The organism is Phenylobacterium sp. (assembly GCF_022402485.1).
Classification (GTDB): Bacteria; Pseudomonadota; Alphaproteobacteria; order Caulobacterales; family Caulobacteraceae; genus Phenylobacterium.
On record NZ_JAKRSA010000033.1, the window covers coordinates 25,898 to 41,088 of the forward strand.

The 15,191-nt window shown below is 65.5% G+C and carries 16 protein-coding genes; 11 read left to right on the top strand and 5 right to left on the bottom strand.

Translation table 11 applies throughout. From position 1 onward, the window contains the following. Positions 1-8: 8 nt before the first annotated feature. The gene (locus MH112_RS14645; protein ID WP_296569228.1) at positions 9-281 is read right to left on the bottom strand and encodes a hypothetical protein; all 273 of its coding nucleotides are present in this window, start codon (positions 279-281) and stop codon (positions 9-11) included. 213 nt (positions 282-494) lie between these two features. After that, positions 495-1,364: a flagellar motor stator protein MotA gene (motA, locus tag MH112_RS14650; RefSeq protein WP_296569230.1), complete on the bottom strand. Its 870-nt coding sequence runs from the start codon at positions 1,362-1,364 to the stop codon at positions 495-497. 112 nt (positions 1,365-1,476) lie between these two features. Here motA and MH112_RS14655 point away from each other — a divergent pair, with 112 nt between their 5' ends. Further along, positions 1,477-2,805, top strand: a complete 1,329-nt coding sequence (locus MH112_RS14655; protein WP_296569232.1) for an MFS transporter — start codon at positions 1,477-1,479, stop codon at positions 2,803-2,805. A 21-nt stretch (positions 2,806-2,826) separates the two neighbouring features. Here the strand turns inward: MH112_RS14655 and MH112_RS14660 are convergent, their stop codons facing one another. Together MH112_RS14660 and MH112_RS14665 are read right to left on the bottom strand one after the other, a co-directional pair. After that, on the bottom strand, positions 2,827-4,104 hold the full coding sequence (locus MH112_RS14660) for a lytic murein transglycosylase (protein WP_296569234.1): 1,278 nt from the start codon (positions 4,102-4,104) through the stop codon (positions 2,827-2,829). A 232-nt stretch (positions 4,105-4,336) separates the two neighbouring features. Further along, entirely contained in the window at positions 4,337-5,152 is an 816-nt protein-coding gene (locus MH112_RS14665) for an SDR family NAD(P)-dependent oxidoreductase (protein WP_296569237.1), read from the bottom strand. A gap of 186 nt (positions 5,153-5,338) precedes the next feature. Here MH112_RS14665 and ykgO point away from each other — a divergent pair, with 186 nt between their 5' ends. The 4 genes from ykgO to MH112_RS14685 all read left to right on the top strand — a co-directional run bounded on the left by ykgO (position 5,339) and on the right by MH112_RS14685 (position 6,739). Further along, positions 5,339-5,464: a type B 50S ribosomal protein L36 gene (gene ykgO / locus MH112_RS14670; RefSeq protein ID WP_056023006.1), complete on the top strand. Its 126-nt coding sequence runs from the start codon at positions 5,339-5,341 to the stop codon at positions 5,462-5,464. 19 nt (positions 5,465-5,483) lie between these two features. Beyond that, on the top strand, positions 5,484-6,086 hold the full coding sequence (locus MH112_RS14675; RefSeq protein ID WP_296569240.1) for an HAD-IA family hydrolase: 603 nt from the start codon (positions 5,484-5,486) through the stop codon (positions 6,084-6,086). Between the two features lie 75 nt (positions 6,087-6,161). Beyond that, entirely contained in the window at positions 6,162-6,428 is a 267-nt protein-coding gene (locus tag MH112_RS14680; protein ID WP_296569242.1) for a DUF2312 domain-containing protein, read from the top strand. Then, positions 6,425-6,739, top strand: coding sequence for a hypothetical protein (locus MH112_RS14685; protein WP_296569246.1), 315 nt, complete (start codon positions 6,425-6,427; stop codon positions 6,737-6,739). The genes MH112_RS14680 and MH112_RS14685 overlap by 4 nt, the downstream gene beginning before the upstream one ends. A 156-nt stretch (positions 6,740-6,895) precedes the next feature. On the opposite strand, the gene MH112_RS14690 is transcribed toward MH112_RS14685, so the two are convergent. After that, positions 6,896-8,383: a sigma-54 dependent transcriptional regulator gene (locus MH112_RS14690; protein ID WP_296569249.1), complete on the bottom strand. Its 1,488-nt coding sequence runs from the start codon at positions 8,381-8,383 to the stop codon at positions 6,896-6,898. Positions 8,384-8,561: 178 nt separating this feature from the next. Here MH112_RS14690 and MH112_RS14695 point away from each other — a divergent pair, with 178 nt between their 5' ends. From MH112_RS14695 to MH112_RS14720, 6 genes are all read left to right on the top strand, one after another. After that, positions 8,562-9,230 (top strand): hypothetical protein, encoded by a 669-nt coding sequence (locus MH112_RS14695; RefSeq protein ID WP_296569252.1) that lies wholly within the window; start codon positions 8,562-8,564, stop codon positions 9,228-9,230. Positions 9,231-9,318: 88 nt separating this feature from the next. Then, positions 9,319-11,427, top strand: coding sequence for a PQQ-dependent dehydrogenase, methanol/ethanol family (locus tag MH112_RS14700; RefSeq protein WP_296569255.1), 2,109 nt, complete (start codon positions 9,319-9,321; stop codon positions 11,425-11,427). A 38-nt stretch (positions 11,428-11,465) separates the two neighbouring features. Beyond that, positions 11,466-13,256 (top strand): M3 family oligoendopeptidase, encoded by a 1,791-nt coding sequence (locus tag MH112_RS14705; protein WP_296569258.1) that lies wholly within the window; start codon positions 11,466-11,468, stop codon positions 13,254-13,256. Positions 13,257-13,327: 71 nt separating this feature from the next. Further along, the gene (locus MH112_RS14710) at positions 13,328-13,798 is read left to right on the top strand and encodes a PaaI family thioesterase (protein WP_296569260.1); all 471 of its coding nucleotides are present in this window, start codon (positions 13,328-13,330) and stop codon (positions 13,796-13,798) included. Positions 13,799-13,802: 4 nt separating this feature from the next. Continuing rightward, positions 13,803-14,861 (top strand): alpha/beta hydrolase, encoded by a 1,059-nt coding sequence (locus MH112_RS14715; RefSeq protein ID WP_296569262.1) that lies wholly within the window; start codon positions 13,803-13,805, stop codon positions 14,859-14,861. A 65-nt stretch (positions 14,862-14,926) separates the two neighbouring features. After that, positions 14,927-15,166, top strand: a complete 240-nt coding sequence (locus tag MH112_RS14720) for an aa3-type cytochrome c oxidase subunit IV (RefSeq protein WP_296569264.1) — start codon at positions 14,927-14,929, stop codon at positions 15,164-15,166. Positions 15,167-15,191 lie beyond the last annotated feature (25 nt).

Consider the following 15,191-nt stretch of genomic DNA (forward strand, 5'->3'; position numbering starts at 1 on the left):
TAAATGGCTTACTGAGCCGGGGCTGCAGCCGGAGCAGCAGCGGCGTCAGCCGCGGGAGCCATGGCGTCGGCAGCAGCTTCACCAGCGGCGTCAGCAGCGACTTCAGCGGTCGCGGCGGCGTCAACGGCCGTGTCGGCGGCAGCTTCGGCGGTCGCGGCTTCGGTGGTGGCTTCAGCGGCGGCTTCGTCGGCGGTTTCGGCGGGCTGGCCGCAGGCGGCGACGGAGAGGGCGGCGACGGCAGCGCCGGCCACGAGCAGCTTGCGAAGAATTTCGGAGGTCATGTCCCTGGTCCCCTGGAATGGAGGTTGATTGCGCCTGGCGCGCCTATTCCCCGGACCCGAAGGGCCGAAGCTTCAGCAACACTGCGCAGCACAGGAATATGCCGGTGTGGGGTCCGGGGGCAAGGGGCAAATCACGCCGCCGTGATCACTTTTTTACCCAATCCCCACCATGTCACTCATTCTAGGGGCTCTGGGGCACCCAACGGTTCAGACCTAGCCTTCGGCGGGGATGGCCGAGAGGGCTTCTTCCAGCTCCAGGAAGCTCGGCTGGGAGGCCGATGGCACGTTCCCACGACCAATCTCGACGGAGATCTGGGCGGCATTGCCATGCAGGTGGGCGACCAGAACGGCCTGGATGATTTTGTAGAAGGCGCCTTCTTCCTCGACCACGGCATTGAGTCGCGCGGCCAGGGGACCGACCATCCCGTAGGCCATGAACACCCCGAGGAAGGTGCCCACCAGGGCGCCGCCGATCATGCCCCCCAAGACCTCCGGCGGCTCGGTGATCGAGCCCATGGTCTTGATGACCCCGAGCACGGCGGCGACGATGCCCAGGGCGGGCAGGCCATCGGCCATGTTCTGAAGGGCGTGGGCCGGCGCCAGGGCTTCGTGGTGGTGCTTTTCGAGCTGCTTTTCCATGGCGTCTTCGACCTGGTGGGGATCCTCCAGGTTCATGGTCATCATCCGCAGGGTGTCGCAGATAAAGTCCACGGCGAAGTGGTCCTTGGTGATCTTCGGATAGCGGGAGAAGATGGTGCTCTCACCAGGGTTCTCGATGTGACTTTCCAGGGCGATGACGCCCTTGGACTTCATCGTCTTGGTCAGCAGGAAGAGCAGCGACAGCAGGTCGCGATAGTCTGACGCCTTCCACTTCGGTCCGGCGAAGGCCTTGGCGATACCGCCAAAAACCGCCTTGATGACCCCCATGGAGTTGGCGATCAGGAAGGCGGCGATTGCAGCGCCAAGGATGGCCATCAGCTCGTAGGGCAGAGCATAGAGGATGATCCCCATCTTCCCGCCGGCCCACAGGTAGCTGCCGAACACCATGCCGAACAGCAGGATGATGCCGATGATCTGAAACATGACGCCTACGGGTCCCCGTCTATTCCCGGCGGAGCATCGGGGTTAATGCTTAATGCCCGGTGTGCGGCGAACCTAATTGCACCGCCGTACGGCCCGCATTAACAGCGGTCACATGTCCACTTCATCGCCCCCGCCCGTGGATCTGCCCAAACGCTCGTTTGCGATCATCTTCGGGGTGTCTCTGGCGACGGCCATGGGAAATACGGGGCTGATCTCAGTTCTGCCGGCCATTGGGCGATCGATCGGCATTCCCGATCCCCTGGTGGCGGCGGTGTTCTCCCTGTCGGCACTGCTTTGGGCGTTTTCCTCGCCGCTGTGGGCGCGGGCCTCGGACCGTTATGGGCGAAAGCCGCTGATGCTGGTCGGGCTCAGCGGGTTCATGGTCTCGATGATCTGCTGTGGCCTGGTGGTGAATGCGGGGCTGCGCCATTGGGCCACGCCCATGGTGATCTTCGTGTTCTTCCTGTTCGCCAGGGCGCTGTTTGGCCTGTTTGGCGCCGCCTCAAATCCGGCCACTCAGGCCTATGTGGCCGAGCACACGGCGCCTGAAAAACGCACCCAGGCCATGTCCAGTCTGGCAGGTGCCTTTGGTCTGGGCACCGTTATCGGCCCCTTTCTGGCCCCCCTGCTGATCCTGCCGTTTCTGGGGCTCTCTGGCCCCCTGTTCGGCTTCGCCCTCATCGCGGCGGTGATGCTGTTCATCGTCTACCGCTATCTGCCGGAAAGCCCCTTCGCCGCCGAGACCCGGGCGCGAACCGACGCCGAGGCGGAGACCCGCAAGGCCAATCCCGACATCAAGCAGACCCCCATGTGGCGCGATCCCCGCATCACGCCCTTCCTGATCTACGGCTTCCTGGTCTCGGCCTGCCAGACCGCCCAGGGTCAGACCCTGGGGTTCCTGATTATCGACAAGCTCGCCCTGTCGCCGGCGGCGGCTCAGGGCTTCATCGCCATCGCCATGATGTTTGGCGCCATGGCTGGGCTGCTGGCCCAGTGGGGCATCATCCGGATGTTCGAGATGACGCCTCGCCAGCTGCTGCGTTGGGGGGTGGCGGTGGCGGCCCTGGGCAATGTGATCGTCGCCTTTTCCCCCGACTACTGGTCGGTGGTGGCAGGATACGCCATTTCCAGCCTGGGCTTCGGCTTCGCCCGACCGGGCTTCACGGCCGGCTCGTCCCTCGCCGTCAACATGGGCGAACAGGCCCGCGTCGCCGGTGCCATCGCCGCCGTCAACGGGGTCAATGTGGTCCTGGCGCCGTTCTTTGTCTGGCTCTACCAGCTTATCCCGTGGGCCCCGTTTGCGCTGAACGCCGCGATCATGGCCGGACTGTTCTACTATGCCTTCCGCAGTCCCCAGCTGCGCAACGCTGACCCTACGCCGGCCACCCGGGCCGATGCGGCCCAGGCCACCCTCGACCGCCGCGACGAGTCCGGGCAATAGGCCGCACGGGGTGAGCCGCCCTCAGGGCTGGGCTGTGGCCTCGGCCCGCAGGCGGCGGACCATCTCCAGGGACAGGTAGCCGTCCGCTATCAGGCCTCGGCTGGCCTGGTAGGCCCGCAGGGCCTTGCGGGTGTTGATCCCGACAATGCCGTCGGGAGCACCGGGATCAAAGCCCAGGCGGGCCAGGGCCTGCTGCGCGTCGCTGCGGTCGGTGAGCGCCAACGGGGTTTCCTGCGGCCAGTCCCGAACCAGCATGCCCTCGCCGGAAAGCCGCTGGGCCAGCAGCCCGACCCCCAGGGCGTAGGCGGTGGAGTTGTTGTACCGCCGGATCATGAAGTGGTTGTGGAACACCAGGAACAGGGGCCCGCCCGCGCCTGAGGGGGCGATCAGCTCGGCCGGTGCCTGTTGATCGGCCGCAGAGAAGGGCCGGCCATCGGCGGCGCGAACTCCCCGCTCGGCCCACCAGGCCGGAATCTCGCGGGGCCCTTCGGTGAGGCTGTAGTCGAACCCCGCCGGGACGGTGACTTCCCGGTGCCAGCTTTCCCCCCGGCGCCAGCCGGCCTTGGCCAACAGGTTGGCGGCCGAGGCCAGGGCGTCGGTGGACGACCCCCAAAGGTCTCGCCGCCCATCCCCATCCCCGTCAATGGCGGTGGTCATGAAGGTGGTGGGAATGAACTGGGTCTGGCCCATGGCACCGGCCCAGGAGCCCACCAGCCGCGAGCGGGTAAACTCCCCCGACCCGATCATCTTCAGGGCGGCCATCAACTGGTCTTCGGCAAAGGCCTGCCGCCGCCCGTCCGCCGCCAGGGTGGCCATGGAGCGGATCACGTCAAAGTCGCCGAGGATGGCGCCAAAGCCCGATTCCAGGCCCCAGATGGCCACCAGGACGTCCCGGGGGACCCCGTGCCGAGCCTCAATCTGGGACAGGGTCGCCAGGGCGTCCCGACGGCGGCGGCCGATGGCGATGCGATCCTCGCTAACGACCCCGCGGATATAGTCGCTGACCGGACGGGAAAACTCTGGCTGGCGGGAATCGAGGGCGGAAATCCGGTCATTGGGGGTCAGCCCCGCCAGCTCACGGTCCAGCAGCTCTGCGGGCATGCCAGCCCGCACGGCCTTGATGTAGAAGCTCCGCAGCCAGGTATCGAAGGTCGGGCTGCCGGAGGGTGCCAGTCTTACCACTGGCTCTGGGTTATGGGGCGTCGGGGTGGCGGGTGCCAGGGCCAGCTGCGGCGCAAGGCCGGTAGCTGGGTCGGCGCAACCGGCCACGAGCAGAACAAGGAAAGAGCGACGATCCATCCGCCGACCATAGGGCGCATAGGCCGCCGCCTCAATCGCTCTAGGACTAAAGAGCCACGAAAGACCACCCAGATCGCGTCAGGTGGATATCGCCGAATGGCTCCAGGGCGATCGCCCTCTATCCCACTTGAAACTGGTCAATTCCGCCCCCAAACGGCATGAAAAAAGGGCCTGGAAGCGCCGTTTTGGCCAGCCTTCCAGGCCCTTCTCGCAGGCCCCTCGCCGAGGGTACCTAGACCAGTTCGGACGGCTTGATGCCCAGCTCCTTCAGCAGGGGCTCGGCATAGTCCACCCGGCCGGTCATGGTCTTGGGATCGGCCTTGGCCAACTGGTAAACCGCCTCAGCGATGAACTCGATGGGCTGCACCCGGTCCTTGGTCTGTTCGTTGATCAGGCCGTGCACGGCGACACCAGGGGTGTCCACCAGGCCAGGGGAGACCACATTGACCGCAATCCCATCTGCCTGGACCTCGGACGCCAGCCCGGTGGTGAACCGCTCCAGAGCCGCCTTGCACAGGCCATAGACCGTGCCGCCGCGCCCGCCGCCATAGGGCTGTTTGGGATGGATGCCTGCGGGCGAAGAGATGTTGACGATCGAGCCCCAGCCCTTGGCCCGCATGCCGGGCATGACCAGCTGAGCCAGATGGAAGGGGGCATAGACTTGCACCTCCATCATTAGCTTGAAGCGCTTCTCGGTGAAGTCCTGCACCGGCATGAAATAGGTGATGGCGGCGTTGTTGATCAGGATGTCGATACTGCCGAAGGCGTCTTGCGCCTCCTCTACCAGCCGCTCGCGTTCGGAGGCCTGGGCGAGGTCGGCCTTGACCAGAACCGCTTCGGCACCGGCGGCTTTCAGGCGCTCTACCGTGTGGGCCAGGGTGCCGGGCAGGCGGCTCTCGCCCTCCTGGGCTGTCCGGGCCGAGACGACGACCTTGGCGCCCTCCATGGCCAGTCGGGCGGCGATCGCCTCGCCGATACCCCGGCTGGCACCGGTGACCAGGGCGGTCTTGCCCTTCAGGGTCCCGTTCGGATTTATGGTCGCTGACATAATGAATGATCCTCCCATGACTTAATTCTTATGGGAGAAGCCTCGCGCCTTTGGTGCCCTCCTGCAAGCGCGTCGAGCGCCGGCACCGGGGCCCCCGTTGACTCCTTGGGGTCCGACCCGTATATGCGCCGGCTCTGTTGGTAACCCTCTGAAGGACGGCGCGCGGCGACGCGCGAAGACAAGCTCATGAAGGTCAGAAGCTCGCTGAAGTCGCTGAAGACGCGTCACCGCGACTGCAAGCTCGTTCGCCGCAAGGGCGTGGTCTACGTCATCAACAAGACGGACCCGCGCTTCAAAGCCAAGCAGGGCTAAGCACGGCCGGCACCCGGGGATGGCTAAGGCAGTCCTCTGGGATATCGGCAATGTGGTGGTCCGCTGGGACCCGCGGACGCTGTATGCGAAAATATTCCAGGAGCCGGCCGAACTGGACCGGTTCCTTTCGCATGTCTGCACCATGGTCTGGCATGTGAACCACGATCTGGGTGTCACCTTCGCGGAAAACCGCAAGGGCCTGATCGTGCAGTATCCGGAGTACGCGCCGCAGATCGAGGCTTGGGAAACCCGCTGGTGGGAGATGTTCTCCGGAACCATCCCGCAGACCGAGGCCGCCATCGAGGCCCTGCACCAGCGCGGCGTGCCGCAGTTTGGCCTGACCAACATGTCCCACGAGGTGTTCGACGGGGTGATCGCCATGAGCCCGGCGTTTGCCCGTCTTGAGGGCTATGTGGTCTCTGCCGAAGAAAAACTGATCAAGCCCGATCCACGCATCTACGCCATCGCCTGCGCGCGCTTCAGTCACGCCGCCGGCGACATCCTCTTTGTGGACGACAGCGCTGCCAACATTGCTGCAGCCCAGGCGTTCGGCCTGCAGACCCACCACTTCACTGACCCGGACGCCCTACGCCCGGCGCTTGAGGCCCACGGGCTGCTCTGACGGATTTCGTTCGGCGCAGATGCGCGGTAGGGTCCGCCGCTTCAAACCACCCTCGACTCGGAAGACGCGTTTCCCATGGCTGACGACAGCGCCCACATCGACATTCTCAACACCACCGCCCAGGGGCAGCTGAAGAGCATCATTGAGCGGATCGAGCGCCTGGAGCTGGAAAAGGCCGAGGTCGCCGAGCAGATCAAGGAAGTCTTCGCCGAGGCCAAGGGCAACGGCTTTGATGTGAAGGTGCTGCGCAAGGTGGTCCGCCTGCGCAAACAGGACCGCGCCAAGCGACAGGAGGAGGAGGCGATCCTCGACCTCTATCTTTCGGCGCTCGGAGAGATTTGAAGAAGGCCCCGCCAGATCCGAGGGCCCAGGCCAAGCGGGCGGCGCTGAACGCGCTCAAGCGCGCGAGGCGGGAAGCCGCGCGCACAGGCGTTGAGCTCTCCGAATGGGAAGGCGAATTTCTGGGTTCGGTAGAGGACCGGGTCAAGACCTATGGCCGGGCTTTCGGCGACCCGGAAAAGGGCGCACCAGGCCAGGCCCTGTCTGCTCTGCAGCATCGCAAGCTCAAGGAAATTTCGGCCAAGGCCAAGGGCGAGAAAAAGCCCATGGTCCGGCGCGGCTTCGCCCGCAAACAGCGTGAGGCAGAGGACTAGGTCCGAGGTCTTGCTCGCCGCAGCCGCAGTTCAAAGAGGGACACAAAGGACAGGTAGAAGGCACAAAGGCCACGAAGAGGCCTCTGTGTCCTTCGCTTCCTTTGAGTCCTTCGTGTCCCAACTTTCTTTCGCTGACGCGCAAAGGGCAGAGCGCCCTCAGGCGGCTTCGGTCTCGCCGTCTTCCCCGCCACCGATGATGCCGTCCAGGCCCTGTTCGCGGACCTTGCGATAGAGGGTGGAGCGGCCAATCCCCAGGCGCCGGGCGACCTCGCTCATGTGGCCGGCATAGATCTCAATGGCCAGCTGGATCAGGTCCCGCTCGATCTCTTCCAGCGTGCGCAGATGTCCGCGTTCATCGAGGATCCGCACCGGGGCGTCCTTGGGCAGTTCAGCCATGAGCTGCCTTGCGGCTTCCGGTGAAATGACTGTGGCCTGGCTCGGCTCGGGAACGCTTTGGGGGACCGGCGCGACCGCCCCGGAGATGGCCGGGAAGTCAAAGGGCTGCAGATAGGGGGAGTCAGACAGCACGATGGCGCGATAGACGGCGTTTTCCAGCTGACGGACATTGCCGGGCCAGCTGTGGGCCAGCAGGTGCTGCAGGGTTTCCGGCGCGCAGCCGACGACCTTCTTGCCTTCCTCAACATTGAAGCGGCGGATGAAGTGCTCCACCAGGGCCGGGATGTCATCCTTGCGCTCGCGCAGGGAGGGTGCCTCGATGGGGAAGACGTTGAGGCGATAGAACAGGTCCTCGCGGAACCGCCCCTCAGCCACGGCCAGGGACAGGTCGCGGTTGGTGGCCGAGACAATCCGGACATCGACCTTTACCGAGCGCTTGGCGCCCACCGGGTCGATCTCGCTCTCCTGCAGGGCGCGCAGCAGCTTGACCTGCATGTCCAGGGGGAGCTCGCCCACCTCATCCAGGAACAGGGTGCCGCCATTGGCCTCCTGGAACTTGCCCAGGTGTTTGTCCGTGGCGCCGGTGAAGCTGCCCTTTTCGTGGCCGAACAGGATGGATTCCACCAGGTTTTCCGGTAGGGCACCGCAGTTGACGGCGACGAAGGGCTTGCCGGACCGGTCCGAGGAGCCATGCAGGGCGCGGGCGATGACTTCCTTGCCGACGCCGCTTTCGCCGGTGATCAGAATCGGGATGGTCGACTTGGCCGCCCGCTCGCCCATGCGCTTGACCAGCATCATGGGGGCAGAGCCGCCCACCATGTCGGCAAAGGTGAACCGGCCGGTCTTGTGCTTCTTGAGCCGGTCGACCTCGCCGCGCAGGTCGCCCATGGAGAGCGCGTTGCGGATCGAGACGATGATCCGCTCAGGGCTGGCGGGCTTGACGAAGAAATCACAGGCACCGGCCTGCATGGCCTGGACGACAGTGTCGATGCTGCCCTGTGCGGTGACCACAATCACCGGCTGATGGAAGTCGCGGGCGCGCATCTCCACCAGGGTCTCGTGACCCGACATGCGGGGCATCACCAGGTCCAGCAGGATGACGTCGACCTTGGCACCGGCCATCAGATGGCTGATGGCGGCGTCGCCGGACTCTGCGTGGGCCACGGCGAAGCCTTCGCGCTCCAGAACAGCCTGGATCAGCCTGCGCTGGGTCGGATCATCATCGACGACAAGAACCGTCTTGGGCATTTGAAGACACCACCTGTACCGGACGCCCGCCTCTTCGGACGGGGCTCATTTGTCACGGATTGATACAGGTCGCCGGTAAAGGCGGGGTTTCGCAAAGCTGAGTCGGGGGTTAACGGCGCCGGCTTGACCAGAGCCCCTGTGAGGTCCCTTCTGACCCTGCAAAGGGGAGGGACGGGTCATGTTCGTCGGGCATTATGCCGCCGCGATCGCTGCCAAGGCGGTCGAGCCGCGTGGGCCGCTCTGGGCCTATGTCCTGGCCGCCCAGGCTGTGGATATCGGCTGGGGTGCCTTGATCATCACCGGCGTCGAACGCTTCTCCGTCAATCCTGACCTGCCGGGCAGTGTCCTGGTGCTGGAGCATATGCCCTATACCCACGCCCTGCCCTCAGCGGTGGGATGGTCGATCCTGGGCACCCTGGCCGCCCGTCTGGTCCTTCGGCTGCCCTGGGCTGTGGCGGTGATGATCGGCGCGGTGGTGTTCTCTCACTGGCTGCTGGATTTCCTGGTCCATAGGCCCGATCTGGCCCTGTGGTTCGGTGGGCCCAAGGTGGGGCTGAGCCTCTGGAATTATCCGGTCCCCGAGCAGGCGGTGGAGATCGGCCTGATCGCCATGGCGGGCGCCGCCTGGGCCTGGAGCCGGGGACGCCAAGGTCTGGGGCCCATCGCCGCTCCAGCCTTCATCGGCTTTCTGGTGGCCCTGCAGATCACCGCCATGCTCCTGCCCAGCGACGGGGACCCTGTCGGGACGGGGGTGTCGGCCATTGCAGCCTTCCTGGTCGTGGTCCTGGTGGCGGCCTTCGCTGACCGCGGGCCGCGCCCCGCAAAGGCGAGACCTGCCGACGACTAGGCCCGAATACGGGCATTGTCTGGGTGGGCCAGAAGGCCATAGTACGCGCCAAGGGCCGGGAAACGCGGCCGGGCCGGGGAGGGCCGCCATGAAACTCAAAGTCACACTCATCGCCCTGGCGTGCGCCAGCCTGCTCGCCGCCTGCCAGGACGCCGGCGGATCGAGGCCTGTGGATCAGGCCCGAATGGAGGCCGCCGAGGGCAATGCCGAATGGCTGTCCTACGGCCGGTCCTATTCCGAGCAACGGTTCAGCCCCCTGACTCAGATCAACACCAAATCGGTGGGGGAACTGGGCCTGGCCTGGTCCTATGAGTTCGATACCGACCGAGGTCAGGAAGCCACGCCGATCGTCAAGGACGGGGTGCTCTACACCACCACGGCGTGGTCCAAGGTCTATGCTTTTGACGCCAGCACCGGGGCGCTCAAATGGTCCTATGACCCCAAGGTGGCCGGGGAAAAGGCCTTCGACGCCTGCTGTGACGTGGTCAATCGCGGGGTCGCGGTCTGGGGCGGCAAGGTCTATGTGGCGGCCCTCGACGGCCGGCTCATCGCCCTGGACGCCGACACCGGCACCGAAGCCTGGTCGGTTCAGACCACAGACACCGCCAAGCCCTACACCATCACCGGTGCCCCTCGGGTCATCAAGGGCAAGGTGCTGATCGGCAATGGCGGCGCAGAGTACGGGGTGCGCGGCTATCTGTCGGCCTACGATGCTGAGACCGGCGCCATGGCCTGGCGATTCTACACCGCGCCCAATCCTGACGGTAAGCCGGACGGGGCGGCCTCGGACGCCATCCTGGCGGAAAAGGCGGCTGGCACCTGGTTCGGAGAGGGCTGGAAGGCCACCGGCGGCGGGGCCACGGTCTGGGACTCCATGGCCTATGACCCCAAGCTCGACTTGCTCTATGTGGGTGTCGGCAACGGCACCCCCTGGAACCACGAGAAGCGCTCGGACGGGAAGGGGGACAACCTGTTTGTCTCCTCGATCCTGGCGCTGAAACCCGACACCGGTGCCTATGTCTGGCACTATCAGACCACGCCGGGCGAGAGCTGGGACTATACCGCGACCCAGCATATGATCCTGTCGGACCTGACCATCGAGGGTAAATCCCGTCAGGTGCTGATGCAGGCGCCCAAGAACGGCTTCTTCTATGTTCTGGACCGGGCCACCGGCGAGCTGATTTCCGCTGAGCCCTTCGTGCCGATCAACTGGGCCACTGGCGTCGACAAGACCACAGGTCGTCCGATCGAGGCGCCGGGTGCCCGCTACCGCGACGCCCCGTCCCTGCAGATTCCGGCACCCTTCGGAGCCCACAACTGGCATCCCATGGCCTTCAATCCGCAGACCGGACTGGTCTACATCCCGGCCCAGGTGGTGCCCTTCGCCTACATGAACGACGCCAACTATCGTCACGAGCCCGGGGCCTGGAACATCGGCACAGACTTCCTGGTCAACGCCCTGCCCGACGACGCCGCCCAGCTGGCGGGTCTGAAGGCGATGGTGAAGGGTCAGCTGATCGCCTGGGATCCAGTGGCCCAGAAGGCCCGCTGGACCGTGGAGCACCCCTTCTTCTGGAACGCCGGCGTTCTCACCACCGCAGGCGGTCTGGTGTTCCAGGGGGCGGCTGAGGGAACCTTCTCGGCCTATGACGCGGCCACCGGTGCCAAGCTCTGGTCCTATGAGACGGTGAACGGGGTCATCGCACCGCCCTCGACCTATGAGATCGACGGCGAGCAGTATGTGGCCCTGATGGTGGGTTATGGCGGTGCTGGGGCCCTGTCCTCCCCGGCCCTGCTGCCCGACCGTTCGCGTCTGCCCGGCCGGCTGCTGGTCTTTAAGCTGGGCGGCAAGGCGACGACGCCGGCTTATGACCTGCCGCAGGTCGAGCCGCTCGACCTGACGGGCATCAGCTCCAGGGGGAATGCGACCGCCGGCTTCTCCAGCTATCAGCAATATTGTCAGGTCTGCCACGGATCCAACGCCTCTGGGCGATTCCTGCCGGATCTGAAGCGCTCGCAGATGCTGCTGTCGGCCGACAACTGGTCTTCGGTCGTCCTGGATGGGGCCCTGGCCCCCCGGGGGATGGCCAGCTTCTCCCGCTTCCTGTCACCGGCCGAAGCCGAGAACATCCGCGCCTATGTGCTGACCGAGGCGCGCAAGGGTTCGGTGAGCCTTGCAGCCAAGACCGGGAGTTAGGGGTGGCAGCGCGGGCAGGGCGTGCTTAGATCGGCGGTATGAACGCACCGCTGAAAACCGACACCCTGCCCGAATGGCGCCTCGATGACCTCTATGCCGGGCGCGATGACCCGAAGATCGAGGCCGACCTCGACCGGGCCCGCAAGGCCGCCGCCGATCTGCTGACCTATAAGGGCCTGCTGGTCGCCGCGCGGGCTGAGCCACAGGTGCTGGGCCAACGTCTGGACGAGACCATCGCGCTCTATGAGGTCGGAACCAATGCCCTCTACGGGGTCGGGGCCTATGCCTCCCTGTCGTCCAGCACGGCCCGGGACAATCCGGCCTGGGCGAAGTTCGAGGGGGATTTCCGCACCAAGGCCGCGATGATCGGGGCCGAGACCCTGTTCTTCACCCTGGAGATCAACCAGCTGGACGAGGGCGAGCTGGCCGCTGCCCTGGCCGCCCATGCCCCGGCGCAGCGCTGGTTGCCCTGGCTGCGCCGGGTGCGCCTGTCGCGGCCCCATGAGCTGAGCGCCGAGCTTGAGCGGCTGATGATCGACCGGGGTCCTGGGGTCGCCAACTGGATGCGGCTCTATGACGAGACCCTGGCCAAGCTCACGGCCAAGGTGGGGCCTGAGACCCTGACCCTGCCGGAGACCCTGAACCGCCTATCGGACCCCGATAGCGCCCGCCGCAAGCAGGCCGCGCAGGGTCTGGCCAAGGCCCTGGAGGCGCGGACCTCCACCCTGGCGCTGTGCCTCAACACCTTGGCCTATGAAAAGCAGGTGGATGACCGCTGGCGGAAGTATCCCCAGCCGGCCTCATCGCGCCATCTGGGCAATGAGGTTGACGCCGACGCCGTCGAGGCCCTGGTGGAAGCCGTGACCGACGCCTATCCCGCCGTCAGCCATCGCTATTACGCCCTGAAGGCCAAGGTCATGGGCCGCAAGCGCCTGGATTACTGGGACCGCAACGCCCCTCTGGATGCGGCTCCGCCCCGGACCTACAGCTGGCCCCAGGCCCAGGACATGGTTCTGGAGTCTTTCCAGGCCCTGGCGCCCCGGTTTGCCGACACCGCCAAGACGTTCTTCACCCAGCCCTGGATCGACGCCCGTCCCCGGGCCGGCAAACAGTCGGGGGCCTATTCCCATCCGGTGAGCGCCGACCGGCACCCCTATGTGTTCATGAACTATATGGGCGAGCGGCGGGACGTGCTCACCCTGGCCCATGAGCTGGGCCACGCGGTGCACCAGACCCTCTGTGCGCCGCTCGGCACCCTTCTGGCCGACACACCCCTGACGCTGGCCGAGACGGCCTCCATCTTCGGCGAGGGCCTGGTGTTCGAGCGCCTGATGGCCAATGCCAGCAAGGAGGAGCGTCGCGGTCTGCTGGCGGGCAAGATCGAGGATGGCCTGAACACGGTGGTCCGGCAGATCGCCTTCCACAAGTTCGAGACCCGCTTCCATGCCGCCCGTCTGCAGGGGGAGGTGTCCACCGACCAGATCTCATCCATCTGGATGGAGGTGATGGGGGAAAGCCTTGGCCCCGCCATCAAGCTGAACTCCGGCTATGAGCACTACTGGGCCTATGTCAGCCACTTCGTGCACGCGCCCTTCTATGTCTACGCCTATGCCTTCGGCGACCTTCTGGTGCGGGGCCTGATGGAAAAGCGCCGGGAGGACCCCACGGGGTTTGCCCCGCTTTATGAGGACCTGCTCGCTGCTGGCGGCTCCAAGACCTATGTGGAGGCTCTGGCCCCCTTCGGCCTCAACCCTCGGGAAAAGGCCTTCTGGGCGGCGGGCATGACGCAGATGGAGCGGCTGGTGGACGAGTTCGAGGCTCTCGTCTGATCGAGAGGCTTCTCGCGGCGAATCTCGCCCGAAGGCTTGTCATTTTTCAAACGGGCGTTAGTCAGCGGAGTATGTCCGATGATCTGACTCCCCTGCAGGCCGCCGTCGTTCCGGACGGCTATGTGATCAACCTGTGGCAGCGTGGCTTTGGCCGGACCGTCGGCCCGTTTTATTCCAAGCGGGACGAAGCCAACAACGAGATCATGGCCTTCCGGGTGGAAGAGCACCACGCCAACGGCATGAACAACTGCCATGGCGGCATGCTGATGAGCTTCGCCGATATGGCCTGGGGCCGGGTGATCTCCAATCAGCGGGAGATCGGCTGGGTCACGGTACGCCTGACCACCGACTTTCTCTCCGGCGCCCAGATGGGCGACTGGGTGGAAGGCGGCAGTGAAATTATTTCCGAGCAGGACGACATTTTTACGGTCCGCGGCAAGATCTGGTGCGCAGACCGTCTCCTGATGACCGGCTCGGGCGTGTTCAAGGGCCTTCGCAACATCAAGCGCACCCCTGGCGATCGCCAGGCGCGACAGGCCTGACCCCATGACCGATCAAACCAAGCCCCCCCCCGCCGTGGCCGCCGCCGAATTTGAGGATGACCGCCCGGTCCCGTCTAAGCCTGGTGAACTTCCTCCGGAAGTCCAAGCGCCCCTGGCCCCCTTCAAGGGCGAAAAGCCGCCCACGCCGGCCTGGTTCGATGATGCCATTGCCCAGGCACCGGAGCGCAGCTTCGTCACATCTCTGGGCACTCAGATCGAGGTGCTGACCTGGGGCCAGGTGGGCAAGCCGGGTCTGCTTTTGGTGCATGGCAATAGCGCGCACGCCGACTGGTGGAGCTTCATCGCCCCCTATCTGGCCGAGGACTACCGTGTCGCCTCCATGTCCCTGGCCGGCATGGGGGCTTCGGACTGGCGGGAAACCTACGCCTTCCAGGATTTCGCCGAGGACGCCGAGGCGGTGGCCAAGGCGACGGGGCTATATGAGGGTGGTCGTAAGCCCATCTATATCGGCCACTCGTTCGGGGGCTCGCAGGTGTTCTATGCCGCCAGTCGTCATCCCGAACGGATGGCGGCTGCGGTTCTGGTGGACACCGGCTTTGGCGGTCCGCCGCCCCAGGCGCGCGAAGAGATGGAGCGCCGCATGGAGCAGGTGCGCAACATCCCCACCCCAGACCGCCCCAAGCGGGTCTATGCGACTCTGGAACAGGCGCTCAGCCGGTTCCGCTTCATGCCGCCCCAAGCCGCTGGAAACCTGTTTGTTGCCGACTTCATCGCGCGCAAATCCCTGAAGCGCGCGCCCCTGGAGGATGGATCGGGCGAGGGTTGGACCTGGATGTTCGATCCGGCCATGTGGAACAAGCTCGACCGCAGCGCCATGACCGCGCTCGTCACTGAGGGACCGCCCAGGGTCGAGGTGCCGGTGGCGCATCTGCACGGGGAGCAGTCTCAGGTCATCGCCCGGCGCCAGGACGGTCGACCCAATCCGCTGCCGGCCGACATGATCGAGATCGCCATTCCCAATGCCAACCATCACGTGATGGTCGATCAGCCCCTGGCCTTGGTGGCGGCGCTGCGTGCGCTGCTGAAGGTCTGGCCGGCTTGAGCCGGCGCGCGCTCTCGTGTAGCACCACAAACTATCAGGTTCCGTAAGAGAGAGACCCGGCCGCCATGGGCGAACAGGCTTCCGACTACACGCGCGGCGAAATGGAGATCCAGGAGCAACTGGCCACCTATGACCTGTTCATGGGCATGACCAAGTGGGGCTCCCTGGCCATCACCGCCTTCCTCCTGCTGTTCACGGTGTGGTTCTGCACGCCGCTTGGCTTCATGGCCGGTCTGATCTCGGCGGTGGTGACCACCGTGGTCGGCATCGTGCTGCTGCGCGATAAGCCCGACCAGGCCCACTAGACCTCGACCTAGGGCAGACGAAAGT

Bases quoted from the DNA above. Each gene is read 5' to 3' on its own strand.
- MH112_RS14645 (WP_296569228.1), bottom strand. From the start codon at position 281: ATGACCTCCGAAATTCTTCGCAAGCTGCTCGTGGCCGGCGCTGCCGTC.
- motA (WP_296569230.1), bottom strand. From the start codon at position 1,364: ATGTTTCAGATCATCGGCATCATCCTGCTGTTCGGCATGGTGTTCGGC.
- MH112_RS14655 (WP_296569232.1), top strand. From the start codon at position 1,477: ATGTCCACTTCATCGCCCCCGCCCGTGGATCTGCCCAAACGCTCGTTT.
- MH112_RS14660 (WP_296569234.1), bottom strand. From the start codon at position 4,104: ATGGATCGTCGCTCTTTCCTTGTTCTGCTCGTGGCCGGTTGCGCCGAC.
- MH112_RS14665 (WP_296569237.1), bottom strand. From the start codon at position 5,152: ATGTCAGCGACCATAAATCCGAACGGGACCCTGAAGGGCAAGACCGCC.
- ykgO (WP_056023006.1), top strand. From the start codon at position 5,339: ATGAAGGTCAGAAGCTCGCTGAAGTCGCTGAAGACGCGTCACCGCGAC.
- MH112_RS14675 (WP_296569240.1), top strand. From the start codon at position 5,484: ATGGCTAAGGCAGTCCTCTGGGATATCGGCAATGTGGTGGTCCGCTGG.
- MH112_RS14680 (WP_296569242.1), top strand. From the start codon at position 6,162: ATGGCTGACGACAGCGCCCACATCGACATTCTCAACACCACCGCCCAG.
- MH112_RS14690 (WP_296569249.1), bottom strand. From the start codon at position 8,383: ATGCCCAAGACGGTTCTTGTCGTCGATGATGATCCGACCCAGCGCAGG.
- MH112_RS14695 (WP_296569252.1), top strand. From the start codon at position 8,562: ATGTTCGTCGGGCATTATGCCGCCGCGATCGCTGCCAAGGCGGTCGAG.
- MH112_RS14700 (WP_296569255.1), top strand. From the start codon at position 9,319: ATGAAACTCAAAGTCACACTCATCGCCCTGGCGTGCGCCAGCCTGCTC.
- MH112_RS14705 (WP_296569258.1), top strand. From the start codon at position 11,466: ATGAACGCACCGCTGAAAACCGACACCCTGCCCGAATGGCGCCTCGAT.
- MH112_RS14710 (WP_296569260.1), top strand. From the start codon at position 13,328: ATGTCCGATGATCTGACTCCCCTGCAGGCCGCCGTCGTTCCGGACGGC.
- MH112_RS14715 (WP_296569262.1), top strand. From the start codon at position 13,803: ATGACCGATCAAACCAAGCCCCCCCCCGCCGTGGCCGCCGCCGAATTT.
- MH112_RS14720 (WP_296569264.1), top strand. From the start codon at position 14,927: ATGGGCGAACAGGCTTCCGACTACACGCGCGGCGAAATGGAGATCCAG.